This is a genomic window from Terrabacter sp. 2TAF16 (assembly GCF_052115065.1).
In the GTDB taxonomy this organism is placed as follows: domain Bacteria; phylum Actinomycetota; class Actinomycetes; order Actinomycetales; family Dermatophilaceae; genus Terrabacter.
In genome coordinates this window covers 262,726-287,857 of the sequence record NZ_JBFRFZ010000003.1, presented here as the reverse complement: position 1 = coordinate 287,857, position 25,132 = coordinate 262,726, and the positions used below count along the sequence as shown (strand labels likewise).

Below are 25,132 nucleotides of genomic sequence, written 5' to 3'. Positions count from 1 at the left end.
CGGCGTACTCGTGTCGGCTGATCGCGGCTGGTCACGGCGGGTCACTCGGACAGCCGCTTGTGGCTGAAGCGGAAGACGACGAACTCAGCGGGCTTGGCCGGCGCGATCGCGACCTCGGTGATGATGAGCCCGAGGTCGATGTCCGTCTCGGTCATCGTCTCGCCGAGGCCGACGCGCACGCGATAGGCCTGCTCGGGCTTCGTGCCCGCGAGCGCGCCCGCCCGCCACTGCTGGTCGAGGAAGTTCTCGACCGAGACCTTGACGCGGATCCACGTCTGGGCGGTGTTGGGCTCGAAGACGACCCACTGGGTGGCGCGGTCGACGGACGTCTCGACCATGGTGAAGAGTCGTCGGACGTTGACGTAGCGCCACGTCGTGTCGTCGGTCGCGTTGCGGGCACCCCAGAGTCGGGTGCCCCGGCCCGGGAAGGCCCGGATGAGGTTGACCCCGCCGGGGTTGAGCAGGTCCTGGCGACGCTGCGTGTAGGCCTGCGAGAGCCCGACGATGCCGGTGACCGTCTCGTTGCCGGGCGCCTTGTGCACGCCACGCAGCCGGTCGGTGCGGGCGAAGACGCCGGCGACGAAGCCCGACGGCGGCACGGTCGTGAAGCGGTCGATCGAGTCGGGATCGATCGTGACGATCTGCAGGTGCGGCGCGTAGAGGGCGGCATACGTGCTCGACAGCGTCGTGTTGCGCCACGACAGCAGGTCGGTGTCGTCGAGGTCGGGTGCGTCGACGATGGCGAAGCGCCGGAAGTTCTCGCAGTGCGTCACGACCTGGCCGACGAGGTCGGCCTGCAGGAGCGGGTCGTCGAGCGTCAGCGCGTCCGGGCAGATGACCATGGCCGGCTCAGCGACCTCCTCGAGCCGGGTCAGCCCGGCGCGGAAGTCGTCGTTGGTCGGCGCCTTGTCGGCGCCGATCCGGTCGACGGCCGTGTAGAACGGTGCCGCCGCGAGCGACACCGCCGGGGCGCCGCCGGCGCGTGCGGTCACGCTGACGAGGGACGAGGTGCCGTTGACGACGTCGTCCTTGGCGAAGTACGCCGGGTGGTCGGGACTGAGGGACAGGCCGCCGAACGTCTCGGCCAGGGCACCGCCGACCGAGACCGCGAGCGTGAACCGCGCGGCGACGACGGAGGCCGACTCGACGGCATACAGCGGGAAACGCGCCTGGGCGGTGTTGGAGACGGCCGTGCTTGCCGCGAACCGGAGCACGTACGTGTCACCCCCGGCCGCGTCGACCCCCGTGATCGGGGCGTAGGCCGTCCCGAGACCGAGCACGTCGCCGACCCTGGGCGCCACGGCGGAGCGGACGGCGATGCCGTCGTCGGCGTCGGCCTGGAGGGTGAACGTCGCATCGGTGTAGGTGTCGGTCGCGACGGGAGCGGGTGCGAGCGTGAACCCTCCGGCCGTGCGCGTCGCGACGACGGCGGGCGTGGGGCCCGCGCCGGTGTACGTCACCTTGGCGCCCGCCGGGAGGAAGCCGTACGCGTTGCCGACGTCGGCCGCGGACAGCCCGGTGATCCCGAGGCCCGAGTCCGCGAGCAGCACCGCGGTGACCGCCGCGTTGACGGTGACCGGGCCGCTCGGAGCGGCGGTGGCGCCGACGACGACGAAGCGGTTCGTCTGCCAGGAGGCGGTGCGGCCGTCACCGGTCGTGAGGCGGGCGGCCGCGTGCTCGACGCCGCTCGCCGTCAGCTCGGACGCGATCGGTGCCGTCAGCGGGCGGTCGAACGCGAGGGCCGACGCCGAGACGTTGAGCGACGGCGGCGACCCGGCCGGGGTGCCGGCGATCGTCGCGGTGGCCCGGTAGTCGGTGCGGCGCTGGACGAACGCCGCACCGGGGACCGCCCCGAGGGACGCGTCGAGGGTCAGCGTGACCCCGCTGCCGGCGGTCGTGACGTCGGTGACCACCGCGCTCGTGCGGGTGCCGTTGGGGGCGACGGCGACGACGACGTCGCCCTTCTTGAAGCCCTTGCCGGAGGGGAGGAAGACCGAGGTGGCCGCCGCGGCGGCCGCGCTCGCGACGACCGAGCCGGCCGGGAGGGTGACGGGGGCGCTCGCGCTGCCGACGGTGATCGACGTCGTCGTCAGGGCCGTGACGAGCGCGGTCGGTGGTGCCGCGACCGAACCGCTCGTCGGCGCAGCCACGAGGGCGACGGTGTCGCCGGGCTTGAGTCCCGCGGTCGAGGCGACGGCGATCGTGCCGGCCCCACCGCTCGCGATGGCGCCCGTCGCCGACGTCGTCGTCGCGCGGTAGAAGGAGCCCGACGCGGCGGACTCGTCGGCGGAGACGGCGACCGACAGGTCGTTGCCCCAGGTGCCGGGCGAGCTCGCCTCGATGTCGAAGCTCTCCGTGCCCGCGACGTCGAAGACGGTCCACGAGGCGCCGGTCGACGGGTCGACCCGGACGATCCAGGCGGCCGGACCGCCGTTCTCGAAGTAGCCGAAGACCGACTCCCCCGTGAAGCCCCGCGACGTCGCTGCCCCGAAGGTCCGCACGAAGTCGGCCCAGCCGGTGACGCGCGTCGGCTCCTTGACGGGACCCCGACGCGTCGTGCCGAGAACGGCGACGACGCTCGTGGGGGCGGCTGCGATCGGTTGCGGCCCCGAGGGGACCTCCTCGACGTAGACGCCGGGTGAAAGGTAGGTCGTCACGGTGCCCTCCTCGGCTCGTGCTCTGTCGTGCGGTTCAGGTGGGGGTGCGGTGCGGATGGGTTCGGTCGTGGTGCGGTTCGGGTGGTGCGGTTCTCCTGGTGGGTGGGGCCCGGTCCGTCAGGTCGTGTCGACGAGGTGGGCCGTGGTAGTCGACGTCGCGACGTCGACAGCGAAGGTGCGCAGCGGCTGGCCGCCGACGAGGAGGTCGAGCGGGGTGAAGGCGGCCGTCCACTCGACGGGCGCGGAGCGGTAGGTGCCCGGATCGACCTCGGGGAGCGCGACGCTCGGCTTCGGGTCGGGACCCGAGGTCGCGCGCGCCGTGACGGCGACACCGGTCCGTGGCGCTCCGGTCGACGGGGTCGTGAGGACGACGGTCAGGGTCGAGGGGACGGGGTGGACGACGACCTCGACCTCGGGTGCGGTGAGGTCGACGACGAAGGTGCGCGGGGGTCGACCCGTGAGCGGCGGTACGACGAGGACGTCGGCGAGCGCCCCGTCCGTCAGGGTGACCACGACCTTCGGTGGCACGGCGGGCACCGGGGCGTCGGCGCGGACGGCGACGACGAGGACGTCCGGGAGCACGCGGACGGTCCACCCTGCTGGGGCCGGCTCGAGGTGGGCGTCGAGGCCGCGCAGCCGCGCCCCGGTCGAGGCGTGGACGAGGCGCACGGTGTGGCGCAGCGTCGTCGTGACCGTTGCGAGGTGCGGCGGTGCCGGCGGGAGGCTCACGTCGCCCCCACCCAGTCGATGCGGTGCTCGCGCACCCGGCCGCGGCCCTCGCGCTCGAGGACCGGCACCGGAGCGACGTCGACCTCGTAGAAGAGGGCGAGCCGCCCGGCCCGACCCAGTGACCCCCACACCTGGTTGCGCTCGTCGGCGTTCGGCGCGAGCAGCCGGACGGCGATGCTCTCGACCTCGTCCGACAGCGGCGGCGTCAGGTCCGGCGGACGCACGATCGGCGTCGTGTGGAAGGCCTGGACGATGCGACCGAGCCGGATCTGCGCCTCGTCGTGGTCGCCGACGTAGGTGACGAGGTAGGTCAGCTGGAGCGACAGGGGCGCGCGGACGAGCCCGGTGAGGCCGTCGACGAGGGGTCGGTTGCGCAGGTGTGGGTGCTCGGCAACCGCGATGAGCGCGAGGATGCCCTTCGTGTCCGGTAGGGCCGTCTTGTCGCCCTGCGAGAGCGAGTGGAGCACGACCCACGCACCGAGGTCGGGGGTGGCCCGGTGGATGACGTCGCGCAGCGCCTCGCTGACCTCGCGGATCACGGTCGCTCCCAACGCCTCGGGGCCACGCCGTCGTCGTCGAGGCGTGCCTCGACGATCTGCTCGATCTCGGCGAACGATCCCACGTAGGTCTCCTCGTCCGTGGCCATGTCGCGCACCCGGGCCCTGATGACGGCCGGGAGCGAGTCGACGTCGCGGGGCTCGGCCCACACGTCGACGAGGAATCGCCGCCTCCACGCTCGCATCACCAGGCCGTGACCCTTCTGCTCAGGCACGAGCGTCCCGGCCCCCGATCACCGACCGCTCACGAGACCCCCGCCCCCCGATCACGACCCGCTCACCACCGACCCCCAACCGTCGAGAGGCCGCGTCCTGCCCACCCCACCGTCGAAAGGCCACGTCCTGCCCACCCGGCCACGTCGAGAGGTCACCCGTGCTGCTCCCCGGCGACACGGCATACGCCCTCGGTGCCCGTCAGGGCATGCGGTGCAGGCGGTCGAGCGCGCGGTCGACGATCTCGGCGAGGCGCACGACCTCGCGCCGGGCCCGTTCGAGCTCGGCGACGAGCGCGGCCACCGAGGCGGCCTGGCCGGCGTCGCCCCGGGTGATCCGGGCATAGAGCGCGACCGTCTCGGGCATCGGGTCGGCGCCGAGCTCGGCGAGCAGGGTCAGGCGGCACTGCTCGAACTGTCGCTCGACGAGGTCGTGCCGGCCGGACGCCGCGTAGGCGCCCATGAGGTGGCGGTGGATGTCCTCGCGCAGCGGCTCGATGGCGAGCGCGAGCGTCCCGTAGCGGTCGACGGCGGCGACGTCGCCGCGGGACCCGTGGTGCTGGACGAGGTAGTCGAGGGCGGTGAGGTAGAGGGTCTCGATGCGGTGGCGCGCGCCGAGCACCCACTCGTCGTCGCAGACCTCGACGAGCCGGCCCCGGTGCAGCGCGACGGCGTCCTCGAGCCGGCGGACGTCGTCGTCGGTGAGGTCGACGACGCTGCGGCGCAGGACGGGAGCCAGCAGGTCCTCGAAGCGCACGGCGTCGACGGTCATCGGCACGGCCGGGCTCAGGGCCACGGACCGACCGCCGGAGCGGCCGACGAGCTCGACGCCGGTGCTCGCCCGCACCTCGGACTGCAGCCGCCAGACGGCGGTGTTGAGCCGGCGGCGGGCCGAGTCCTCGGGGCAGTCGGAGAAGAGCTGGGCAGCGGCGACCGCTCGCTGGCGCCCCTCCCGCGGTGCGAGCGCGAGATAGGCGACGAGCACCGCGGTACCCGGCGACAGCGCCACGGGATCGTCTCCCGAGACGAGCGTCGGAGCACCGAGAAGATTGAGTCTGAGCCCCGAGACGGCCACGCTAACCCCCACACATCGAGGTGGGCTGCTCACCCCAGAAAATACGCCCGAACCGCGACTTTCGTGACCGGTTTGGCCGGATCCGCCCCACCGTCCGCCGGCGTGCCCGCCGGGGAGCCCGACGCCCGGTTCGTCCTTGGCCGCGTGGCCGTGGCCGCGTGGCCCCTTCAGGTATGCCGTCCGGCGGGCTAACGTGCGAGGGCATGGCCCGCTCGCGCCCCGCCCGGCTCAGCGACATCGACGAGGCAGCCGCCGCGCTGCCCGAGGTGACGCGCGACCCGCCTGCCGGCGGACGGCCAAGCTTCCAGGTCAGGGGCAAGACGTTCGCCTTCGCCCGCGGCCCGCGCAAGGACGCCTTCGACCCGGAGACGGGCGAGCCCTACGTCGACGTGCTCGCCTTCTCGTGCACGGCCGAGGACAAGGAGTCGATGGTCTCGGACCCCGACTCGCCGTGGTTCACGACGCCGCACTGGAACGGCTACAACGCCGTGCTCCTGCTGGAGCGGGACCTCGGCAGGCTCACCGTGGAGGAGATCCGCGAGGTCGTCACCGACGCCTGGCTGGCCAGGGCGCCGAAGCGGCTGGCGAAGGAGTTGCTCGGCGGTTCGTGACGGGGGGAATACCCCAGAGGGGTATCCTGTTGACCACGACGAGGAGGTGCCATGGCTGGATACACCGGCAGCAAGGACGACTACCTGAAGCGGCTGCGCCGCATCGAGGGCCAGGTGCGTGGCGTGCAGAAGATGGTCGACACCGACACCTACTGCATCGACATCCTGACCCAGGTCAGCGCCATCACCAAGGCGCTGCAGGCGGTGAGCCTCGGCCTGCTCGAGGACCACGTCGCCCACTGCGTCGTCGACGCCGCCCGCGAGTCCGACGAGGCCGCCGCCGAGAAGGTGCGCGAGGCCTCGGAGGCCATCGCCCGACTCGTGCGCAGCTGAGCACCCCAACCGACCACCGCCCGAGGAGGCACCCGATGAGCACCACCACCCAGACCGAGATCACCGTGACCGGCATGACGTGCGGTCACTGCACCGCCGCCGTGAGCGGCGAGCTGTCGGCGCTGCCCGGCGTCGTCGCGGTCGCGGTCGACCTGCACCCCGGCGAGGACTCCCCCGTCACCATCACGAGCGAGGCCCCCCTCGACCCGTCCGCCGTCGCGGACGCCGTCGCGGAGGCCGGTTACAGCCTCCGATGACCGAGGGCCAGGCGCCGGTGACCACGGCCGACCGGACCCCCGACGAGGTCCGCCTCGCCATCACCGGCATGACCTGCGCCTCCTGCTCGGCCCGCATCGAGCGCAAGCTGTCCAAGGTCGCCGGCGTCGAGTCCGCGACCGTCAACCTCGCCACCGAGAAGGCGCTCGTCTCGTTCACCGCTCCCGTCACGGTCGAGCAGATCGTCGCCGAGGTGAAGAAGACCGGCTACGGCGCCGCCGTCATCGACGGATCGCGCCCTGCGCCGCCGGCCCCCACCGCCCCGAGCACGTATGCCGTGTCGCCCGAGAGTGCCCCGGCCGGCTCCGCGGGTGGCGAGGTCGCGAGGCCCGCCGCCGGTGCGCTGCTCGAGAAGCTGCGGGCCCAGGAGCTGGCCCGCCAGAAGGTCCGCGACGCCGCCGCGACCACGAAGGTCGACGCCCGTCCCGCGACGACTCCAACGCCCTCGGCGGCACGCGAGGGCCACGCAGGTCACGACGGTCACGACGGTCACGACGGTCACGACGGTCAGGCCGGTCACGACGGCTCCGGCGAGAACCACCTCGACCACACGCCCGCGCAGGACGTCCTCAAGCCCCGGCTCGTCGTCGCGATCGCACTGACGATCCCCGTCCTGCTGCTCGCCATGGTGCTCCCGACCTTCGGGGCGAGCCCTTGGCTCGAGCTGCTCCTCGCGACGCCCGTCGTCTTCTGGTGCGCCTGGCCGTTCCACCGCGCCGCCGCGGTCAACGCCCGACACCTCGCCTCGACGATGGACACCCTCGTGTCGCTCGGCGTGCTCGCGGCGTGGGGCTACTCCGTCGTCGAGCTGCTCCAGGGCGGCATGCACCTCTACTTCGAGGTGGCCTCGGTCGTTACGACGTTCCTGCTCGTCGGCCGCTTCCTCGAGGCGCGCGCCAAGGACTCCGGCAAGGACGCCCTCCGCTGGCTGCTCGACCTCGGCGCCAAGGACGTCTCCGTCCTGCGCATCGACCCGCAGTCGCGGATCACGAGCGAGCTGCGCATCCCCGTCGACCAGCTCGTCGTCGGCGACCAGTTCGTCGTCCGGCCCGGTGAGAAGGTCGCGACCGACGGCACCGTGCGCGACGGGTCGAGCGCCGTCGACGCGAGCCTCGTCACGGGCGAGTCGACCCCTGTCGACGTCTCCCCCGGCGACGACGTCACCGGCGGCTCGATCAACACGACCGGACGCATCGTCGTCGAGGCGCGCAAGGTCGGCGCCGACACGATGCTCGCCGGCATCCAGCGTCTCGTCGAGACCGCCCAGACCGGCAAGGCCGACGTCCAGCGCCTCGCCGACCGCGTCTCCGCGATCTTCGTGCCCGTCGTCCTCGTCATCGCGGTCGTGACGTTCGTCGCCTGGCTCCTGACGGGCCACGACCTCGGCACGTCGCTCGCCGTCGCCGTGACGGTGCTCATCATCGCCTGCCCCTGCGCCCTCGGTCTGGCCACGCCGACCGCCCTGCTCGTCGGCACCGGTCGCGGCGCCCAGCTCGGCACCCTCATCAAGGGCCCACAGGTGCTCGAGGACACGCGCCGCGTCGACACCGTCGTGCTCGACAAGACCGGCACCGTGACGACCGGCGAGCTGCGCCTGCGGAGCATCGCCGTACGCGGCAAGCTGTCCAAGAAGGCGGCGCTCACCGCGGCCGCCGCCGTCGAGCAGGGCAGCGAGCACCCCATCGCGCAGGCCGTCGTCGACGGCGCCCGACTGGCCAGGCTCGACCTGCCGCGCATCCGCGACTTCCAGTCGAACCCCGGCGAGGGAGCCACCGCGCGGATCAAGGACACCGAGGTCACCGTCGGCAAGGCCGTCCTCTTCGAGAGCGTCGACCCCGAGCTCGTCGCGCACGCCCGCAGCCACGCCGGCACGACGGTCTACGTCGGCTGGGACGGCGTCGCCCAGGCGGCTCTCACCGTCGAGGACACGGTGCGCGACTCGTCCAAGGCCGCCATCGCCCGGCTCCGGGCGCTCGGCCTGACGCCCTACCTGCTGACCGGCGACAGCGCCTCCAACGCGCGCAGCGTCGCCGAGCAGGTCGGCATCGATGCCTCCAACGTGCGCGCCGACGTGCTGCCGGCGCAGAAGCACGCCGTCGTCACCGAGCTGCAGAAGTCAGGACGGGTCGTCGCCATGGTCGGCGACGGCGTGAACGACGCCGCAGCCCTCGCCCAGGCCGACCTCGGTCTCGCGATGGGCTCGGGCACCGACGTCGCGATGGACTCGGCCGACATCGTCCTCGTGCGCACCGACCTCGACGCCGTCGGTGACGCGATCGGGCTCTCCCGCGAGACCCTGCGCATCATCAAGCAGAACCTCGCCTGGGCCTTCGGCTACAACACCGCCGCGATCCCGCTCGCCGCGTTCGGCCTGCTCAACCCGATGATCGCCGGCGCCACGATGGCCCTCTCGTCCGTGCTCGTCGTCAGCAACTCCCTGCGCCTCAAGCGCTGGCACCGCTGACCGCCGCTGGTCCCCGCGCCCCGGTTTGAGGTGTCCCGACGGCGAGTCGGGTGGCGCGGATACCGCAAAGGGGTGGTGGCGACCGGGGGCGGCTAGGTTCGGTGCATGGTGGCCTTCGTGAAGTCGGTGACGTTCGACTGCGCCGAGCCGTTGCGGCTCGCGAGCTTCTGGGCCGCGGCCCTCGGCTCGAACGTCGACGAGGACAGCACGGACGAGCGGGCCTGGGTCGAGCCCGCGGGCTGGGGCGGCCCGACCCTGTGGTTCCAGCCCGTCCCGGAGGCCAAGACGGCGAAGAACCGGCAGCACTTCGACCTGCGCACCATGGACACGGTCGAGGCCGAGGTCGAGCGCCTCGTCGCCCTCGGCGCGACGGTGACCGGCAGCGACGGCGACGTCGTGGTCATGGCCGACCCTGAAGGCAACGAGTTCTGCGTCGAGTGCTGAGTGACCGCAGCCCGGAGTGACGCTCCGACCACCTCTGGCCTCATGCTTCGGTCGCCCTCGTGCTGACGGCGAACGGGCTTCACACCTCTGTAAGAGATGTCCCTTCACAGGACAGCATGGAAACCGGAGTCCGAGTACCTCAACCGGGTGGTGTGGTTTCCTCACCCGCCGACGGCAGGGCTGCGACCGGCGGCGTCCCCGAGTCACCGGCCGTGAGCTGCGGTGCACCGGAGCCGGTCAGGTAGGCGTGGACGTTGGCGGCCACCTCCCGGAGTGGCCGCGGCGGCAGGTAGGCCGACGCCCCGGCGTCGAGCAGCCGGCTCACGGGCCCCGGTGCGCTGACGCCGAGCTCGTCGTCCTCGATCTCGGTCACGATGATCCGGGCCTGCGGGAACATCCCGCGCAGCGACCCGAGCAGCTGCGGGCTCACCGGGTGGGTCAGCACGACGTCGGCGCTCGTCGGGGCCCTGAGCAGGTCGAGCACGATGTAGCCGTCGCCCAGCTCGTCGGAGAGTCGCTGGCGAGCGGCCTTCGACAGCTTCGTCGCCGTGGCCACGACCAGGACGCCCTCGGGCACGCGCTCCGGACCACGACCCTCGTCGTCCTCGCGACCGGCCCGCTCCGGCTCCGGTCCGCCCACGACGGTGCCCACCAGCACGCTCGGGCGGTGCACGAGCACGCCGATCTCGCGTCCGTCGCGGCGGAGCGACACCTCGTGCCCGGCGACCATCGCCTCCACCGCCGCGCGGACCTCGCGGGGCAGCGTCTCCAGGTCGAGGGAAGGCACGGCCCCTCGATGGTCGCGTCCCGGCACCGGCAGCTCCAGCGGCATTCAGGCACCGTAACCGAACCGCGCGCGACCGCCCGACCCGCGACACGGCATACGCCCTCGGGACGACGAAACGGCGGCCACCCCTCAGGGTGACCGCCGGTCGCGTGCGAGTTGGTGACTCGGTCAGATGGTGACCTTGCCGGCCGGGGTGTCGAAGGTGACCGACAGCAGACCCGGCGTGCCGTGCGGGGCGACGAAGGTGAAGTCGATGCCGCCCTTGTCGAAGGTGTCCTCCGGGCCGAGCCACTCGCGCACGCGCTTGGGGTCACCGGCGATCTGGAGGTTGTCGATGGAGACCGACGTGTCGGCGCCCGCGGAGGGGTGCACCGTCATGTCGTCCCACTCGATGAAGTAGGGGACCTGGGGGTCGGCCATGAGGCCCTTGATGCCGAGCTGGCGCCACTTGAGCTCGGTGCCGTCGGGGCGGTGCCGGTTGCCCGGGACCGACTCGCGGCCCAGGCGCTGCTCGACCACGGCGATGTCGTCGACGGCGACGACCCAGCCGAGCCAGCCACCGCCGGCCTCGGAGGCGGCACGGACGGCCTGCCCGAAGGGCGCCTTGTCGGAGGCCGGGTGGTCCAGCACCTCGACGACCTCGAGGTAGTGGTCCTTGGCCAGGGGGAAGATCACGTTGCGCGTGCCGAACCGGGGATGCACCCCTCCGTCGACCGGCGCGACGCCGATGAGCTCGGACAGTCGGGCGGCTGTGGCCTTGAGGCCACCGGCCTCCGCTGCATAGGAGACGTGGTCAACTCGCATACAGAACATCGTGACACACGCCAAGGGGTGCTCTTGACCACCCCTCCCTGTCTCTTGCGGGGCTCGTCACACGCGTCACATGAATGAAACCTGGGCGTCATCTCGTATGCCGTCCCGCGGGCTCCCACGGCCCGCGCGGTCAGCGGGCGTCGCGCTGACGAACCGCCTCGTAGAGCACGATCGCGGCAGACGCGGCGACGTTGAGGCTGTTCGCCTTGCCGTGCATGGGAATCCGGACGCGATGGGTCGCGGCGTCGAGCAGGGTGCGGTCGGCGCCGTGCTTCTCGCTGCCGACGGCGATGGCGATGCGGCCGGTGTAGTCGACGTCGGTGTGCAGCAGGTCGGTCTCGGGCGTCGTGACGACGAGACGGATCTCGTGCGCCGCGATCCAGTCGAGCGCCTCGGCCGTCGTCGCGCTCGCGGCCGGCACGGCGAAGACCGTGCCCTTGCTGGCGCGCACGACGTTGGGGTTGCCCCAGTCGGTGACGGGGTCGGCGGCCACGACGGCGTCGACCCCCGCGGCGTCGGCGGTGCGGAGCATGGCGCCGAGGTTGCCGGGCTTCTCGACGCCCTGGCTGAGCAGGGTCAGGTGGTCGGGCCCGTCGACGCGCAGGTCGCCGAGGGTGACGCCGATGCGGTCGACGACAGCCATGAGCCCGTCCGGTCCCTCGCGATAGCTGACCTTCTCGAAGGCACTGCGGCTGAGGTGCACGACCTCGACCCGGTCGTGACGCAGTCGCCCGAGCAGGTCGCTCTGGTGGCCGATGTCCTGGCTGCCGGCTCGGCCGGCCGGGCTGAAGAGCTCCTCGCAGACGTAGACGGTGCCGGGCCGCACGCCGGCCGACAGGGCGAGGCCGATCTCCTCGTAGCCCTCGACGAGCGTCTGGCCCGTCTCCTCGCGCGTGCGACGGCGGCGGAGCGCGAGCAGGCCCTTGAGGCGCGGGTTGGACGCGGACGTGATGGTGAGCTCGCGGGCGGCGTGGATCGGGTTCGTCATGGCGGGCCCAGCATCCCATCCCCGGCAACACACCGAGAAGGTCGGAACACCCCGTGATCCGATCCCGGTGCGCTGCGACCTTCTCGGTGTGTTGTCCGGTGGGTGCACTCGGGGGTTTGCTCGCGCCGCACTTCTAGGGTGGAGGTCGATCACGATCGAGGAGGGTCCGTGACCGAGTTCCCCCGCCTGATGCACACCGCGCTCGACACGACCGACGCCCGCGGCCTTGCCGACTTCTACTGCGCGCTGCTCGGCCTGCACTACCGGACCGGCGACGAGCCCCCGGCTGACGGGGCCGAGGACGACGCCGACTGGCTCGTCCTGCTCGACGCCGACGGCGTGCGGCGGCTCGCGGTCCAGCAGGTCGACGGTCCGCTGTCGCGCTCGACGTGGCCGAGCCACGAGGTGCCGATGCAGCTGCACGTCGACTACGCCGTGCCGAGCGTCGCCGAGCTCGAGCGTCATCGGGACCGGGCGCTCTCCCTGGGCGCGCAGGTGCTGCTCGACCGCACCGACGACGACGGCGAGCCGCTCGTCGTGCTCGCCGACCCGGCGGGCCACCCGTTCTGTCTCCTCGTCGCGCCCTGAGAGCCCACGCCGTCGGCGGGCAGGCGTAGCGTCGTCGGAGCGAAGACGCAGACCGAGACCCGGAGGTGCGAGCCACCATGACCACCCTGCAAGGACGCCCCAACACCGCACTGCTCGTCATCGACGTCCAGAACGACGTCGTCTCGGGCGCGCACGACCGCGACGGCGTCATCGCCCGCATCAACGCCCTCGTCGACAAGGCGCGCAACGAGCAGGTCCCCGTCATCTGGGTGCAGCACTCCGACGACAACATGCCGATCGACACCGAGGGCTGGCAGTACGTCCCCGAGCTGGCCCGTGCCGAGTCCGAGCCGCTCGTCCACAAGCGCTACGGCGACTCCTTCGAGGACACCGACCTCGAGTCGGTCCTCGCCGAGCACCAGGTCGGTCGGGTCGTCGTCACCGGCGCCCAGACCGACGCCTGCATCCGCTCGACACTGCACGGCGCTCTCGTCCGTGGCTACGACACGACCCTCGTCGGGGACGCCCACACGACCGAGGACCTTCGACAGTGGGGTGTCCCCGTCGCGCCCGAGCAGGTCATCGCCCACACCAACACCTACTGGTCCTGGTCGGACGCGCCCGGCCGCACGGGCGATGTCGTGCCCGCAGCCGAGGTCGACTTCGGCCCGCGCTGACGGGGCGTGGCCCTCGGCGGGCCGGGCCCGAGCGCCCGCCTAGGCTGAGGCCATGCTCGATACGTTGGCCGCGCTGCCCTTCTGGCAGGCGTTCCTCGCGCTCTTCGCGAGCGCCATGGTGCGGTCCAACGGCACCTACTGGGTCGGGCGCGGCGCCGTGGCCGGCTGGCGTCGCTACCGCGGCACGCACGGCGACCTGACGACCCGCGCCGAGGGTCTGCTGCGACGCTTCGGGCCCTTCGCCGTGACGCTGTCCTACCTCACCGTCGGCATCCAGACGGCGATCCACCTCACCGCGGGCGTGATGCGGATGCCGCTGCGCTGGTACCTGCCGGCCGCCGTCGTCGGGTCGACCCTCTGGGCGGTGCTCTACGCGACGGTCGGGCTCGCCGTGGTCCAAGCCTGGCTCGCCGCCGAGGCCGGGTCGTGGTGGGGCGTGGTGGTCGTCGTGCTCGTCGTGCTCGTCGTGGCCGGGGCCGCCGCGTGGGTCGGGGCCCGCCGCCGTCGCCTGCCCAGTCGAGTGAGCGCCCCGTCCCACCCGAGTGAGCGCCTCGTCCCCTGACACGACCCGAACACGAGCGTGACGTGCGCGCCGCCGGCGCTCACTACGCTGCGATCGTGTCCACCGAGCCCGGCCCCGACCGTCGCGCCGACCCCGACCCCGACCCCGGCCGCGGTCTCGTGCTCGTCGTCGAGGACGAGCCGGCCATCGCCGACGTGCTGCGGATCAACCTCCGGGCCGCCGGCTACGGCGTCGAGGTCGTGGCCGACGGGGCGAGCGCCCTCGACGCGGCGCGCGACCTGCGCCCGAGCGCCATCGTGCTCGACATCGGCCTGCCGGTCCTCGACGGCATCGAGGTGTGTCGCCGCCTCCGGGGGCGCGGCGACTGGACCCCCGTCCTCTTCGTGACGGCCCGCGACGACGAGGTCGACCGCATCGTCGGCCTCGAGCTCGGCGCCGACGACTACATCACGAAGCCCTTCTCCCCGCGGGAGCTCGTGGCACGGCTCGGGGGCGTGCTGCGACGCACCCGCGGGGACTCCCAGGCGCCCGCGGTGCTCAGCGCCGGCGACCTCAGCATCGACCTGACGAGCCACGAGGTGCGGGTCGCCGGGCGCGAGATCGCCCTGACCGCAACGGAGTTCGACCTCCTGACGCACCTCATGCGTCGTCCGGGGGTCGTCTTCACGCGCGAGCAGCTGCTCAGCGACGTCTGGGGGTATGCCGCCACCGCCGGCGGGCGCACCGTCGACGTCCACGTCGCCCAGGTGCGCGCCAAGCTCGGTGGCGCCAGCCCGATCCGCACCGTCCGCTCCGTCGGGTATGCCGCCGCGCGGGCTCCGCACGAGGGCGCCGCCCCTGCCGCGGACGAGGCACGAGAGCACGGGCCGCGACCGTGACGGGCTCGCGGGGGACGCTGTCGCGACGGATCGTCCTGCTCGCCGTGGGGATCGCCGTCCTGACGGCTCTCCTGGCCGGCCTGCTCGCCGTCGGGCTGACCCGCACGTCCGCCGACGACTCGGCCCGGCGCACGCTCTCGCGCATCGCCGACGCTGCCGCCGAGCGCGCCGACTCGGGCGTCGTCGCGCGGGCGGCCCAGAACAAGGCGGTCCGCACGCTGGGCGCCCTGGGTATCGAGTCCGCGAGCGTCGGACGCGGGGGTGCCGTGACCTCGACGAGCGCCCTCGCCCGGGACGCCCTGACCCCGGCCCGGCAGAACGCCCTGCTCGCCGGCCGCACCCTCTCGACCCGCGACGACCTCGGCGGCACGCTCGTCCTCGTCGAGGGCCGGCCGACCGACGCCGGGGGCATCATCCTCGTCCAGCGCAGGTCCGACGCGACGGCCGACTCCGACCGGCTCGTGCGCCGCGTCCTGCTCGCGCTCGCCATCGGCGCGGTCGTCGCCGTCGTCGTCAGCGTCGCCGTCGCGAGGCGCCTGTCCCGGCCGCTGCGACGGACGGCCGACGCGGCACACGCCCTCGCGGCCGGTCAGCGCGACGTCCGGGTGCCGGTCGAGGGTCCCGACGAGGTCGCCGAGGTGGCGAGCGCCCTCAACTCCCTGTCGAGCTCGCTGTCCCGGTCCGAGGGCCGCCAGCGCGACTTCCTCCTCTCGGTGTCGCACGACCTGCGCACGCCCCTCACCGGCATCAGCGGCTACGCCGAGTCGCTCGCGAGCGGCGTCGTCCCTCCCGAGGACACCGCCCGGGTCGGCGGCGTCGTCCTCACCGAGGCGAAGCGTCTCGAGCGGCTCGTCGGCGACCTGCTCGACCTCGCGCGGCTCGGCGCCGACAGCCCGAGCGTCCACCCCGAACGCACCGACCTCGTCGCCCTCGGCCACGAGGTCGAGTCGGTCTGGTCCCGGAGGTGCGCCGCCGTGGGCGTGCCCTTCGCCTTCGTCCCGGCCGTGGGAGACGTGTGGACGGTCACCGACCCGGCTCGGGTGCGCCAGCTCGTCGACGGCCTGCTCGAGAACGCTCTGCGGGTCACGCCCTCCGGCCGCCCGATCGTCGTCGAGGTGCGCCGCGAGCCCAGCTCCCCCACGGACGTGGCCGTCGTCGAGGTGCGCGACGGCGGTCCGGGACTGACCGACGACGACCTCGCCGTCGCCTTCGAGCCGTCGGTGCTGCACGAGCGCTACCGCGGCATCCGCCCTGTCGGCACCGGCCTCGGCCTGGCCATCGTCGGGCGGCTCGCCCAGCTGCTCGGCGGGACCGTCGAGGCCGGGCACGCCGCCGAGGGAGGCGCGCGCTTCACCCTGCGCCTCTCCCACGCCACGACGCACTGACGGTGCTGGCCCACCGCCAGGAGCGGACGGCATACGCCCTCGGTGCCGCGGCGCGGGACGCCCGTCGCATGGACCGGCGGATCGTCCTGCGTCCGGGGGGGTGATGACCCCACCGGACGCCGCACCATCGGCGGGACCACCTGGCCCTCGGAATGGGCCGGGCACTCCGGCGGTTGACGTGGCATGACCACCTGGGGCTTCATCGGCAGCGGCAACATCGGCGCCACCGTCGCCCGGCTCGCGATCGCGGCCGGACACGACGTCGTGCTGAGCAACAGCAGGGGTCCCGAGACCCTCGCGGACCTCGTGGCCGAGCTCGGTCCGCACGCCCGAGCCGCCACGACGCAGGAGGCGGCAGCGGCCGGTGACCTCGTCGTCGTGACGATCCCGCTCAAGGCGTACCGCGACGTGCCGGTCGACGAGCTCGCCGGCACGGTCGTCATCGACACCATGAACTACTACCCCCAGCGCGACGGCCAGATCGAGGCTCTCGACGACGGCTCCACGACGAGCTCCGAGCTGCTCCAGGCGCACCTGCCGCAGTCACACGTCGTCAAGGGCTTCAACAACATCTACTTCCAGCACCTGCGCGACCTCGCCCAGCCGCTGCTGCACGCCGGCGCGGACGGCCGCACCACCCTCGCCATCGCCGGCGACGACGCCGCCGCGAAGGACGCCGTGCGCCGAGCCTTCGACGCCATCGGCTACGACACCCTCGACCTCGGCCCGCTCGCCGAGGGCTGGCGCACCCAGCCCGGCCAACCGGCCTACGGGCTGCAGTACGCCAGGGACGAGGCCGACTGGACCGCCGGGGCTCGCCCGGTCAGCTCCGACGAGCTCGCCGGCCGCGCGGTGCGAGCCACCCGCGAGGCCTGACACCGCAACCCTCGACAGGCCGTTTGGGCGCCGGCCGCGCCGCCCGTAGAATCATCCGCGAGGGGAGTACTTCCTCGCGCGTTCCGGTCAGTACGGTGGTCCGACGACCACCCCGGTCCGTGGCCGACGGCAGTCGGTGAAGGAGACCTCAGACATCACGTTCTGAGGAGACCCATGCTCACTGCCCTGTCCGCCGCCACCCCGGCGCCGCCCGCTGGATCGACCGAGTCGATCGGCTCGCCGATCCTGTGGATCGCGACGATCGCCGGCATCGTCGCGCTCTTCGTCATCGACTTCCTCATCACCCGCCGCCCCCATGACCCGAGCATGCGCGAGGCGATCGGCTGGTCGGCCTTCTACATCGCGATCCCCGTCGTCTTCGGCGGCTGGCTGTGGTGGCAGTACGGCTCCCAGCAGGGCGTCGAGTACTACACCGGCTACATCGTCGAGAAGTCGCTGTCTGTCGACAACCTCTTCGTCTTCATCATCCTGCTCTCGGCGTTCGCCGTGCCGCGCGAGCTGCGCCAGCGGGTGCTGCTCATCGGCGTCGGCGGCGCCCTCGTGCTCCGCGGCATCTTCATCGCGCTCGGCGCGCAGATGATCGCGAGCTTCGCCTGGACCTTCCTGCTCTTCGGCGCGATCCTGCTCGCCACAGCGGTCAAGGTCGGGCGCGACGCCCTGTCGCACACCGACCACAGCATCGACGTCGACCAGCTGCGCAGCGTCAGGTTGATCCGCCGCTTCTACCCCGTCACCGACACCTACGCGGGCACCAGCCTCACGGTCCGCCAGGGTCGCACGCGGGCCCTCACGCCGCTGGCCCTCGTCGCCGTCGCGATCCTCGGCACCGACATCGTCTTCGCCATCGACTCCGTGCCGGCCGTCTACGGCATCACCGGCGACCCCTACCTCGTCTTCGCGACGAACGCCTTCGCCCTCCTCGGTCTCCGGGCGCTCTACTTCGTCCTCGAGGGCGCCCTGGCCAAGCTCGTGCACCTCGGCCACGGCCTGTCGCTCATCCTCGCCTTCATCGGCGTCAAGCTCGTCCTGCACTGGGGCCACGGCGTGTGGCCGGCCGTCCCGGAGATCCCGACGCTGCTCTCGCTCGGCGTCATCATCGGCATCCTCGCGGTCGTCACCGTGACGAGCCTGGCGGCCAACAAGCGGGCCGACGCCGCCCCGGACCCGGTCGCCGAGCCCGAGGACGAGGCGTCCTCGCTGCCGCACGCCTGACGGGACGTGGGCCGTCCGGCCGGCCACACGGCATACCCGGTCGTATGCCGTGCCGACCGTGAATGAGGGAGGCGTCCCGCTGGGTGCGGGGCGCCTCCCTCGACTGTGCACCCCGTCCGGCCCGTCCCCGGACGGGGTGCCGCGTCTCAGCTCGTCGCGCTCGGGGAGGGAGAGCCGCCGGACTGGGACGTCGTGACCTTGAAGACGACGAGACGGGCCGTCGGGTTCGTCGCACCGACGCCGGCGACGAGCGCCTTGGCGCCGACCGTGACGGCCCCGATGGTCGAGTCGGCGCCCTTGCCGTTGGAGCGGACGCGGACTTTGGTGTCGGCTGCGACGGCGAAGGTCTGCGAGAAGCCGTCCTTGGCCTTGACCGTGATCGAGCCCTTCGAGACGGCGGCGACGTCGCCGCGGATCGCCTGGTGGGTGACCGGACCGGACGTGCCTTCGGTGACCCACGTGCCGTGCAGCGCCCGGAGCATCCGGGCGCGCAGACCCTTGCGGTCGCCCTTCGCGGCGGCGGCCGCCACCTGGGTCGAGTCGTCGAGGGCCGGCGTCTCGACGGCCGCGGACACGAGGTCGATGGTGTCGCCGTCGCCGGCTGCCGAGTCCTGCATCGGCGCGGCACCGATGGCGCTGGCGGCGGTGCCGGTCGCGTCGGTCTTCGAGCAGGCGCCGAGCGCGAGGCTGCCGAGGACGAGGACCGCCGCCCCGAGGGCGGTGGAGCGCATGAGGCCGGTCGTCCGGCGGGTGTCGGTGTTCATGGCCCCTACGTTCGCGCACCCAGGTGAAGCCTCGGTCCGGGTCGTGTTCGGGTCATGTTCGGGCGGCGGCCGCTGGGCCCGAGCGCAGCCGCACCCGTCGGGGTCAGCGACACACAGGAGCCGCTGGGCGGCTGGCTCCACGCGGTGCCGCCGCGAGCGGAGGGCGCGCCGAGGCGGGCGTGTGCCGTCAGGCGAAGATCGGGCCCACGGCGGGGTACGCGGCGGTGAGGGCGGTGCGCACGGCGGTCAGTGACGGGACGTCCGTGCCGCCCTGGTAGCCGGTGTCGAGCCGCATCGGCTTGCCCCACGCGGTGAGGTCCTCGATCGTCGTGCCGGCCGCGGCACCGGACAGCTGCCCGAACCAGTCGGCGCGGCCGTACGTGACGTCGCCCCCGATGCAGACGAGGTCGACCCATGAGGGGTCGGCGAGGCACACGTTCTCGTAGGGGTCCGGGTGGTGCCGCTCGAGCACGACGAGGTCGGCCGGACGGCCCTCCGCGACGGCGCCGAGATGGTCGTCGAGCCCGGCGAGCCGCGCGGCGACGGACGTCACCATGGCGACGAGGTCGGCTGGGGCGATCGGGTGACCCTGGCGGGCGAGCTCACGGCGGGCGACCTTCATCTCTGCGAGCAGGCTCGTCGAGCCGGAGGGCAGCCAGTCGGCGCCGAGGGCGACAGGCATCCCGGCCGCGATGGCCTCGCCCGCGAGGGTCGTCTCGCCGTAGAGGCGCAGGTTGGACTGTGGCGACCACACGAGCCGGCAGCCGAGCTCTGCGACGGTGTGGAGGTCGTCGGCGGTCAGGGCGCTGCCGTGGATGATGTTCGTCGCCGACGTCGCCCCGCCGAGCGTCAGGAATCGCTGGAACTCCTTGGCGCTCACGGCATCCCCGCGCTTCCCCTCGCACAGGTGCAGGTAGAAGGCGTTGACGTCGCCGGCCGTGATCCGCGCCATGACGGCCTCGAAGCTCGGCAGCCCGAACGACCCCGAGGGCAGGTCGATCATCGAGCGCGCGCGGTGCGCGCCGAAGGCCCACTGGTCGAGGTTGCGCACGAGCGGCTCGGACGACGCGCTGCTCGCACCCGACGCGCCCTGGATGCCGGTGACGCCGCCCACGAGCGCGCGCACCTCGGCGTAGCGGGTCTGCGTCTTGGGCGGCACCTCTGTCAGCAGGAGGTTCTGCGGGTCGCGGACGAGAGCCTGGTAGGGCTTGGACCGACGCCACGCGTAGCGGTTGTCGTAGAGCTTCGGCGGCTCCCACGCGGCGAAGACGTTGAACTCCGGGTGTCCGTGGAGGTCGAGCAGGCCGGGCAGGATGACCCCGTCGGTCTCGAGCACGGCGACGTCGGTCGGCTTGCTCTTTGAGACTCGGTCGATGACCCCGCCCGAGACCGTGACGTAGCCGCTCGACCACGCCCCGTCGGGGGTGATGACGGCACCGTGCAGCGCGAAGGGGGCCGGGGGCAGCGCCCGGGAGCGGCGCGTCGGCTCGGGCAGCTCCTCGGTGATGCCGCGGGCGTACGCCTTGGCGAACGGGCCCGAGCCACCACCGGACCCGCCCGGATCCCAGTGCTCGCGGGCGGACGTCGTGCCGGCGCTGGGTCGTGCCGGCCGGGTCACAGAGCTGGCCATGTGCGGGCTCCCTTCGGGACGACGACGCTGATCGTCGCGCGCTTCGTCTGCTTGTCGTCACCGGTGCGGGTCGCCCACGCGTCGACGTCGCGCCACCACGCGGGCGCGCCAGGTGGGAGGTCGACCTCCGGGATGGGTGCGAGGTCCGTGGGACCCCACGTGGCGGCATACGGCGTCAGGTCGGTGGGCCCCTCGGGGGTCACGTGCGCGGCGAGGTCGCCGAGGTGGTCGTTCCAGTTCGCAAGCTGCGAAGCGGTCGTCTCGGCGAGCGGCTTGCCCGACGCACGCGCGAATCCCTCTGCGTAGGTGGGGTGCCGGATTGCTGCGAGGTGCAGCGACGCAGCGGTGGCGGGCTGGGTCCGTGCCCACGCGGCATACGCCGTCGCCGCGAGGTCGCCGAGCGCGACGACGGCCGTGACGTCGGTGCCGACGAGAAGGGCGTCGAGCCAGCGGTGCCGGTAGGCCGCGATGGCGGCGTCCTTGGCGTGGCGGCTGCCGGCCGCCTGCCCGAAGACGCTGTAGAGGTAGACGTTGACCATGGCGTATGCCGTGTGGACGCCGATCTTGGCCAGCAGCCCCTGGACGCGCTGGCCGGCCTCACCGACGAGGATGCGGCGCGAGATCGCCTCGTGCGTCGCCGGATCCTGGCCGAGGACGAGCACGCGCGCGCTGCCGTCGAGCCGGCCGCGGTGGAAGACAGGCCCCCACTCGGTGCGGAAGTCGGCCGACGGGTAGACGTCGTCACCGGGGTAGTCGGCGACGAGCGACGCGAAGGGCTCGGCGCCGTAGCCGACACAGCTCTGGTGCACCACGGCCATGGCAGACCTCCACCCGATCGAGAGCCGTTGTCAGTGCAGGGTCTCTCGACGGTAGTCCTGATACATCGACCCCGTCGGCGCTTTCGTGCCGGTGGAGGTCAGTCCTCGCCGGCCGCGCGGCGCAGCAGGAGCGCCCTCTCGGCGTCGTTCTGCGTCATCCCGGCCGCGCGGGCGAACTCGGCGCGGGCCTCCTCGTCGCGGCCGAGGCGGGCGAGCAGGTCGCCACGGACGCTCGGCAGCAGGTGGTAGTCGGCGAGCGCGCCTGACGCCACGAGTCCGTCGACGACCTCGAGTGCGGCGGCCGGCCCGTCGGCGTAGGACAGGGCCACCGCACGGTTGAGGTCGATGACGGGCGACGGGCGGTTGGCTCCGAGCTGGGAGTAGAGCGCGACGATGCGCGCCCAGTCGGTGGCGTCGGCCGTGCGGGCGCGGGCGTGGCAGGCGGCGATGGCGGCCTGCAGCACGTACGGGCCGGTCGCCCCGCGGCCGGGGTCGACGAGAGACACGGCGCGCTCGAGGGCGGCGAGCGCGTGGCGGATGAGGGCCCAGTCCCACTTCGTGCGGTCCTGGTCGAGGAGCAGGACGGGCTCGCCGTCGCGACCGATGCGGGCCCGCGTGCGCGAGGCCTGGATCTCCATGAGGGCGAGCAGGCCGTGCACCTCGGGCTCCCCGGGCGCGAGGGCCGAGAGCACGCGCCCGAGCCGGATGGCCTCCTCCATGAGGTCGCCACGCACCCAGTCGCGACCTGACGTGGCGGCATACCCCTCGTTGAAGATGAGGTAGACGACCTCGAGGACCGACGCGAGACGTGGTGCCAGCTCGGCACCCGACGGCACCTCGATGGTGACGCCGTCCTGGCTCAGGGTCTTCTTCGCCCGCGAGATGCGCTGGGCGATGGTCGGCTCGGTGGTGAGGAAGGCCCGGGCGATCTCGCGCGTCGTCAGGCCACCGATCATCCTCAGCGTCAACGAGATTCGCGCCTGGGCGGTCAGGGCGGGATGGCACGCGGCGAAGACGAGGCCGAGGACGTCGTCGTCGATGTCCTCGAGCGCGGCGTCGAAGTCGCCCTCGGCCAGGTCGGCCATGCGCAGCTCCTCCATGTGTCCCACCTGCTGCAGCTTGCTCGCGAGGTTGACGTCGCGCCGAATGCGGTCGATGGCCCGCCGCCTCGCGGTCGCCGTCAGCCAGGCACCCGGCTTCGTCGGGATGCCGTCGCGGGGCCACTGCTCGAGCGCCTGCACGAACGCGTCCTGCGCGAGGTCCTCGGCGAGGCCGACGTCGCCGACGACGCGGGCCACGACGGCCGTCACCTTGGCGGCCTCCATGCGCCACACCGCCTCGAGCGTGCGCTGGACGTCGTCGTGGGATGCCCGGGTGGCCTGTGACGTGGTCTCGTCGGTCTGGTCGGCGGTGGATGACACCCCGACACTGTGGCACGAACCGGTGTCGGTTCAGCCCTGGGCGGCGTTGCGAGCGGCCTCGGCGCGCATCTGCTCGTCGCGCTCCCGCAGCTCGGGTGAGAAGGCGTCGCCGAAGTCCTCGGCGGCGAACACCTGGCGCAGCTCGAGTGCCTGACCGGGGTCGGGTGCGCACGACACCGGCCACTTCCGGAGCCACTCGAGCGCCTCCTCGCGGGAGCTGACGTCGATGATCGAGAAGCCGGCGACGAGCTCCTTCGCCTCGGCGAACGGCCCGTCGGTGACGACCCAGTCGCCGTCCTCGTACGTGACGCGGGCACCCTTGGCGGTGGGGTGGAGCCCCTGCCCGTCGACGAAGACGCCGGCCTTGAGCATCTCCTCGTTGTAGGCCTGCATGTCGGCGAACTGCTGCTCGGTGCCGGTCGTGCCCTGCTCGGTCTCGGGGGTGCTGTGGACGATGATCATGAAACGCATGGCGGTCTCCTCCTGCGGTCGGTGCACGGTCGTCGGACCCTGCTCACCTCTACGTCGAAGGCGTCGGACGCTTCTCGACACGACACCCGAGAATCCTTCGGCGACGGCTCAGTGACGGTCCGGTCGTCCGATGCTGGCACGGACGCGGCCGGCGAGGGCGCGGTAGAAGTCGGCGTTCGCGAGATAGCGGTAGTGGTCGGTCGCGAGGCTGCCCGTCGCGAAGAACGCCGAGTCGTCGACGCCCTCGACGATGCCCTCCGCGCGGAAGCTCAGCAGGTCGGCGTGGTCCCACACGTTCCACCAGCCACCGAGGTGCTCGCGAGGAGGGTGTGCCGCCGGGCCGGGTCCGCGCTCGGGCGCGCTCTCGAGGAAGAGTCCGAGCTCCTCGAAGAGGCCGACCTGCGACGCGGCCGCGCACCAGTAGTCGATGCGGATCCCCCGGTGCTCCGGCATCTGGGGCAGGAAGTGGGTGACGAGGTCGTAGACGATCTGCCCGCCCATGCTGTGGGTGAGCACGACGAGCGGCTCGTCCCGGCTCTCGGCAGCGAAGGCCGCCGCGTCGAGGCCGGCGAGGACACGTTCGACGATCGGTCCCGGAGCCTCGGCACTGCCTCGCGTCGAGACGTAGGTCAGGACGTCGCCGAGGAAGACCGGTACGAAGTCCTCGAGCGGCCGGCGCAGCGACGTGGCCGCCCCGCGCAGACGACGGATGCGTCGCGGCTCGGGGATGACGTCGTCGACGAGCTCGTCGGCTGCCTCCGCCACGGCGCCTGCAGCGTCCTCCGCCGCCTCCGGCAGGTCGAGCGGGCGCGAGACCAGGGACCGGCCGCCGAACGCGAAGTGGGCGCCGAGGTCGCCCCAGTAGATCCGCATGATCGGCACCCCGGTGGGGTCGTCCGAGACGGCGGGCGCGACGTGCTCACGCAGGTGCGCCTCGATCGTGGGCCACGGGACCTCGCCGAAGGCCCGCGTCGCCCGCGCGAGAGTGGGGTCCTCGTCGCGGACCGCGACGCCGTGGACGAAGACGATCGGCACGCGGGGGCCCGTCGTCCGGGTCTAGAGCTCGAGCCGCGCGGTCGCGGCCGACTCGACGCCCTCGCGGAAGGCGACGCCTGCCCGCGCCGCCTGCGCGACGGCCTCGAGCACCGGGACGAGGCCGTCGTCGTCGACGTGGCCGGTGACCTCGTCGGCGACGGCCTTGACCTGGTCGGGGGCGTTGCCCATGGCGACGCCCCACGCGGCCCAGTGCAGCATCTCGAGGTCGTTGCGCTGGTCGCCGCACGCGACGGTGTGGATCGGCTCGACGCGCAGCTGGCGACGGACGAGCTCGAGCGCACTCGCCTTGGACACGCCCTCCGGGTTGATGTCGAGCCACGCGGACCAGCCGACGGCATACGACACCCCGTGCAGACCGGCTCGCTCGACCATCTCCATGAACTCCTCGGCCGTGGCCTCGGGCTGGCGAAGGGTGACGCGCGTGACGGGGTGCGCGATGAGCTCGTCCCAGTCGACCTCGCGCGACTCACCCATCAGCTCGCCGTCGGGGAAGTGCTTGCTCACCTTGAAGCCGACGCCGGGCTCCTCGACGGCGATGAGCGCGTCGGGGAGGGCGACGCGCATCTTCTCGAGCACCGCCTGGGGGTCGAAGGTCACCATGTCGATGATCGAGTAGCCCTCTGCCGCAGACGGGTCGAGGCGGAGCGTCAGCGCACCGTTGGAGCAGATCGCGTAGCCCTGGCGCAGACCGAGAGCCTCGAGGATCGGCGTCGTCGCGATGATCGACCGGCCCGTCGCGATGACGACGGCGACGTCGTCGGGCAGGGCCTGGACGGCGTCGCGGACGCGGTCGGAGAGCTCGCCCATGTGGTTGAGAGTCGTGCCGTCGAGGTCGAGGGCGAGCAGTCGCTGTGCCATGCGCTCACCGTATCGCCCGGCTCGAGTCGCCCATGCAGGCCCGGACA

General features: G+C 72.8%; 27 protein-coding genes. 12 read left to right on the top strand and 15 right to left on the bottom strand.

The genetic code is table 11. The features are described 5' to 3' along the window. Positions 1–41 precede the first annotated feature (41 nt). The 5 genes from AB4Z14_RS05215 to AB4Z14_RS05195 all read right to left on the bottom strand — a co-directional run bounded on the left by AB4Z14_RS05215 (position 42) and on the right by AB4Z14_RS05195 (position 5,164). Complete coding sequence (locus AB4Z14_RS05215; protein ID WP_442274272.1) at positions 42–2,657, bottom strand: phage tail sheath subtilisin-like domain-containing protein; 2,616 nt, start codon at positions 2,655–2,657, stop codon at positions 42–44. Positions 2,658–2,774: 117 nt separating this feature from the next. After that, positions 2,775–3,386, bottom strand: coding sequence for a hypothetical protein (locus AB4Z14_RS05210; protein ID WP_442274271.1), 612 nt, complete (start codon positions 3,384–3,386; stop codon positions 2,775–2,777). After that, positions 3,383–3,925 carry a Pvc16 family protein gene (locus AB4Z14_RS05205; protein WP_442274270.1) on the bottom strand — a complete coding sequence of 181 codons (543 nt, stop codon included), beginning with the start codon at positions 3,923–3,925 and terminating at the stop codon, positions 3,383–3,385. The genes AB4Z14_RS05210 and AB4Z14_RS05205 overlap by 4 nt, the downstream gene beginning before the upstream one ends. After that, a complete protein-coding gene (locus AB4Z14_RS05200; RefSeq protein ID WP_442274269.1) occupies positions 3,922–4,158 on the bottom strand; it encodes a hypothetical protein in 237 nt (78 codons plus the stop codon). The genes AB4Z14_RS05205 and AB4Z14_RS05200 overlap by 4 nt, the downstream gene beginning before the upstream one ends. A gap of 199 nt (positions 4,159–4,357) precedes the next feature. Beyond that, positions 4,358–5,164 carry an AfsR/SARP family transcriptional regulator gene (locus AB4Z14_RS05195; protein WP_442274268.1) on the bottom strand — a complete coding sequence of 269 codons (807 nt, stop codon included), beginning with the start codon at positions 5,162–5,164 and terminating at the stop codon, positions 4,358–4,360. 269 nt (positions 5,165–5,433) lie between these two features. Here AB4Z14_RS05195 and AB4Z14_RS05190 point away from each other — a divergent pair, with 269 nt between their 5' ends. From AB4Z14_RS05190 to AB4Z14_RS05170, 5 genes are all read left to right on the top strand, one after another. Next, complete coding sequence (locus AB4Z14_RS05190) at positions 5,434–5,841, top strand: MmcQ/YjbR family DNA-binding protein (RefSeq protein ID WP_442274267.1); 408 nt, start codon at positions 5,434–5,436, stop codon at positions 5,839–5,841. A 51-nt stretch (positions 5,842–5,892) separates the two neighbouring features. After that, positions 5,893–6,174, top strand: coding sequence for a metal-sensitive transcriptional regulator (locus AB4Z14_RS05185; protein ID WP_020143728.1), 282 nt, complete (start codon positions 5,893–5,895; stop codon positions 6,172–6,174). Between the two features lie 35 nt (positions 6,175–6,209). Next, complete coding sequence (locus tag AB4Z14_RS05180) at positions 6,210–6,431, top strand: heavy-metal-associated domain-containing protein (RefSeq protein WP_020143727.1); 222 nt, start codon at positions 6,210–6,212, stop codon at positions 6,429–6,431. Next, positions 6,428–8,914 carry a heavy metal translocating P-type ATPase gene (locus AB4Z14_RS05175; RefSeq protein ID WP_442274266.1) on the top strand — a complete coding sequence of 829 codons (2,487 nt, stop codon included), beginning with the start codon at positions 6,428–6,430 and terminating at the stop codon, positions 8,912–8,914. The genes AB4Z14_RS05180 and AB4Z14_RS05175 overlap by 4 nt, the downstream gene beginning before the upstream one ends. A 105-nt stretch (positions 8,915–9,019) precedes the next feature. Beyond that, positions 9,020–9,358 carry a VOC family protein gene (locus tag AB4Z14_RS05170; protein ID WP_442274265.1) on the top strand — a complete coding sequence of 113 codons (339 nt, stop codon included), beginning with the start codon at positions 9,020–9,022 and terminating at the stop codon, positions 9,356–9,358. Positions 9,359–9,497: 139 nt separating this feature from the next. On the opposite strand, the gene AB4Z14_RS05165 is transcribed toward AB4Z14_RS05170, so the two are convergent. The 3 genes from AB4Z14_RS05165 to AB4Z14_RS05155 all read right to left on the bottom strand — a co-directional run bounded on the left by AB4Z14_RS05165 (position 9,498) and on the right by AB4Z14_RS05155 (position 11,946). After that, a complete protein-coding gene (locus tag AB4Z14_RS05165; protein WP_442274264.1) occupies positions 9,498–10,190 on the bottom strand; it encodes a hypothetical protein in 693 nt (230 codons plus the stop codon). 123 nt (positions 10,191–10,313) lie between these two features. Continuing rightward, complete coding sequence (locus AB4Z14_RS05160; protein ID WP_020143723.1) at positions 10,314–10,949, bottom strand: VOC family protein; 636 nt, start codon at positions 10,947–10,949, stop codon at positions 10,314–10,316. 139 nt (positions 10,950–11,088) lie between these two features. Then, a complete protein-coding gene (locus AB4Z14_RS05155; RefSeq protein WP_442274263.1) occupies positions 11,089–11,946 on the bottom strand; it encodes a TrmH family RNA methyltransferase in 858 nt (285 codons plus the stop codon). A gap of 168 nt (positions 11,947–12,114) precedes the next feature. Between AB4Z14_RS05155 and AB4Z14_RS05150 the strand changes: the two genes are divergently transcribed. The 7 genes from AB4Z14_RS05150 (at position 12,115) to AB4Z14_RS05120 (ending at position 18,067) form a co-directional block, all read left to right on the top strand. Beyond that, positions 12,115–12,534, top strand: a complete 420-nt coding sequence (locus AB4Z14_RS05150; RefSeq protein ID WP_442274262.1) for a VOC family protein — start codon at positions 12,115–12,117, stop codon at positions 12,532–12,534. A 77-nt stretch (positions 12,535–12,611) separates the two neighbouring features. Further along, positions 12,612–13,172: a cysteine hydrolase family protein gene (locus AB4Z14_RS05145; RefSeq protein ID WP_442274261.1), complete on the top strand. Its 561-nt coding sequence runs from the start codon at positions 12,612–12,614 to the stop codon at positions 13,170–13,172. 52 nt (positions 13,173–13,224) lie between these two features. Next, positions 13,225–13,734, top strand: coding sequence for a DedA family protein (locus AB4Z14_RS05140; protein WP_442274260.1), 510 nt, complete (start codon positions 13,225–13,227; stop codon positions 13,732–13,734). 56 nt (positions 13,735–13,790) lie between these two features. Further along, positions 13,791–14,573, top strand: coding sequence for a response regulator transcription factor (locus AB4Z14_RS05135; RefSeq protein ID WP_442274259.1), 783 nt, complete (start codon positions 13,791–13,793; stop codon positions 14,571–14,573). Then, positions 14,570–15,958 (top strand): sensor histidine kinase, encoded by a 1,389-nt coding sequence (locus AB4Z14_RS05130; RefSeq protein WP_442274258.1) that lies wholly within the window; start codon positions 14,570–14,572, stop codon positions 15,956–15,958. Before AB4Z14_RS05135 ends, AB4Z14_RS05130 begins: the two co-directional genes overlap by 4 nt. Positions 15,959–16,141: 183 nt before the next feature. Further along, on the top strand, positions 16,142–16,834 hold the full coding sequence (locus AB4Z14_RS05125; protein ID WP_442274257.1) for an NADPH-dependent F420 reductase: 693 nt from the start codon (positions 16,142–16,144) through the stop codon (positions 16,832–16,834). Between the two features lie 174 nt (positions 16,835–17,008). Beyond that, positions 17,009–18,067: a TerC family protein gene (locus tag AB4Z14_RS05120; RefSeq protein ID WP_442274256.1), complete on the top strand. Its 1,059-nt coding sequence runs from the start codon at positions 17,009–17,011 to the stop codon at positions 18,065–18,067. Positions 18,068–18,213: 146 nt separating this feature from the next. Here the strand turns inward: AB4Z14_RS05120 and AB4Z14_RS05115 are convergent, their stop codons facing one another. The 7 genes from AB4Z14_RS05115 to AB4Z14_RS05085 form a co-directional block, all read right to left on the bottom strand. After that, positions 18,214–18,831: a hypothetical protein gene (locus AB4Z14_RS05115; RefSeq protein ID WP_442274255.1), complete on the bottom strand. Its 618-nt coding sequence runs from the start codon at positions 18,829–18,831 to the stop codon at positions 18,214–18,216. A 187-nt stretch (positions 18,832–19,018) separates the two neighbouring features. Then, positions 19,019–20,461 carry an amidohydrolase family protein gene (locus AB4Z14_RS05110; RefSeq protein WP_442274254.1) on the bottom strand — a complete coding sequence of 481 codons (1,443 nt, stop codon included), beginning with the start codon at positions 20,459–20,461 and terminating at the stop codon, positions 19,019–19,021. After that, entirely contained in the window at positions 20,446–21,279 is an 834-nt protein-coding gene (locus AB4Z14_RS05105) for a uracil-DNA glycosylase family protein (protein WP_442274253.1), read from the bottom strand. Before AB4Z14_RS05105 ends, AB4Z14_RS05110 begins: the two co-directional genes overlap by 16 nt. A 98-nt stretch (positions 21,280–21,377) precedes the next feature. Next, positions 21,378–22,700 carry an RNA polymerase sigma factor gene (locus AB4Z14_RS05100; RefSeq protein ID WP_442274252.1) on the bottom strand — a complete coding sequence of 441 codons (1,323 nt, stop codon included), beginning with the start codon at positions 22,698–22,700 and terminating at the stop codon, positions 21,378–21,380. Between the two features lie 30 nt (positions 22,701–22,730). Further along, on the bottom strand, positions 22,731–23,171 hold the full coding sequence (locus tag AB4Z14_RS05095) for a YciI family protein (protein ID WP_056775307.1): 441 nt from the start codon (positions 23,169–23,171) through the stop codon (positions 22,731–22,733). Positions 23,172–23,279: 108 nt separating this feature from the next. After that, positions 23,280–24,206, bottom strand: a complete 927-nt coding sequence (locus AB4Z14_RS05090) for a hypothetical protein (RefSeq protein ID WP_442274251.1) — start codon at positions 24,204–24,206, stop codon at positions 23,280–23,282. A 21-nt stretch (positions 24,207–24,227) separates the two neighbouring features. Next, positions 24,228–25,085 carry an HAD family hydrolase gene (locus AB4Z14_RS05085; RefSeq protein ID WP_442274250.1) on the bottom strand — a complete coding sequence of 286 codons (858 nt, stop codon included), beginning with the start codon at positions 25,083–25,085 and terminating at the stop codon, positions 24,228–24,230. Between the last annotated feature and the right edge of the window lie 47 nt (positions 25,086–25,132).

Bases quoted from the DNA above. Each gene is read 5' to 3' on its own strand.
- AB4Z14_RS05190 (WP_442274267.1), top strand. From the start codon at position 5,434: ATGGCCCGCTCGCGCCCCGCCCGGCTCAGCGACATCGACGAGGCAGCC.
- AB4Z14_RS05185 (WP_020143728.1), top strand. From the start codon at position 5,893: ATGGCTGGATACACCGGCAGCAAGGACGACTACCTGAAGCGGCTGCGC.
- AB4Z14_RS05180 (WP_020143727.1), top strand. From the start codon at position 6,210: ATGAGCACCACCACCCAGACCGAGATCACCGTGACCGGCATGACGTGC.
- AB4Z14_RS05175 (WP_442274266.1), top strand. From the start codon at position 6,428: ATGACCGAGGGCCAGGCGCCGGTGACCACGGCCGACCGGACCCCCGAC.
- AB4Z14_RS05170 (WP_442274265.1), top strand. From the start codon at position 9,020: ATGGTGGCCTTCGTGAAGTCGGTGACGTTCGACTGCGCCGAGCCGTTG.
- AB4Z14_RS05165 (WP_442274264.1), bottom strand. From the start codon at position 10,190: ATGCCGCTGGAGCTGCCGGTGCCGGGACGCGACCATCGAGGGGCCGTG.
- AB4Z14_RS05160 (WP_020143723.1), bottom strand. From the start codon at position 10,949: ATGCGAGTTGACCACGTCTCCTATGCAGCGGAGGCCGGTGGCCTCAAG.
- AB4Z14_RS05155 (WP_442274263.1), bottom strand. From the start codon at position 11,946: ATGACGAACCCGATCCACGCCGCCCGCGAGCTCACCATCACGTCCGCG.
- AB4Z14_RS05145 (WP_442274261.1), top strand. From the start codon at position 12,612: ATGACCACCCTGCAAGGACGCCCCAACACCGCACTGCTCGTCATCGAC.
- AB4Z14_RS05140 (WP_442274260.1), top strand. From the start codon at position 13,225: ATGCTCGATACGTTGGCCGCGCTGCCCTTCTGGCAGGCGTTCCTCGCG.
- AB4Z14_RS05125 (WP_442274257.1), top strand. From the start codon at position 16,142: ATGACCACCTGGGGCTTCATCGGCAGCGGCAACATCGGCGCCACCGTC.
- AB4Z14_RS05120 (WP_442274256.1), top strand. From the start codon at position 17,009: ATGCTCACTGCCCTGTCCGCCGCCACCCCGGCGCCGCCCGCTGGATCG.
- AB4Z14_RS05115 (WP_442274255.1), bottom strand. From the start codon at position 18,831: ATGAACACCGACACCCGCCGGACGACCGGCCTCATGCGCTCCACCGCC.
- AB4Z14_RS05110 (WP_442274254.1), bottom strand. From the start codon at position 20,461: ATGGCCAGCTCTGTGACCCGGCCGGCACGACCCAGCGCCGGCACGACG.
- AB4Z14_RS05105 (WP_442274253.1), bottom strand. From the start codon at position 21,279: ATGGCCGTGGTGCACCAGAGCTGTGTCGGCTACGGCGCCGAGCCCTTC.
- AB4Z14_RS05095 (WP_056775307.1), bottom strand. From the start codon at position 23,171: ATGCGTTTCATGATCATCGTCCACAGCACCCCCGAGACCGAGCAGGGC.
- AB4Z14_RS05085 (WP_442274250.1), bottom strand. From the start codon at position 25,085: ATGGCACAGCGACTGCTCGCCCTCGACCTCGACGGCACGACTCTCAAC.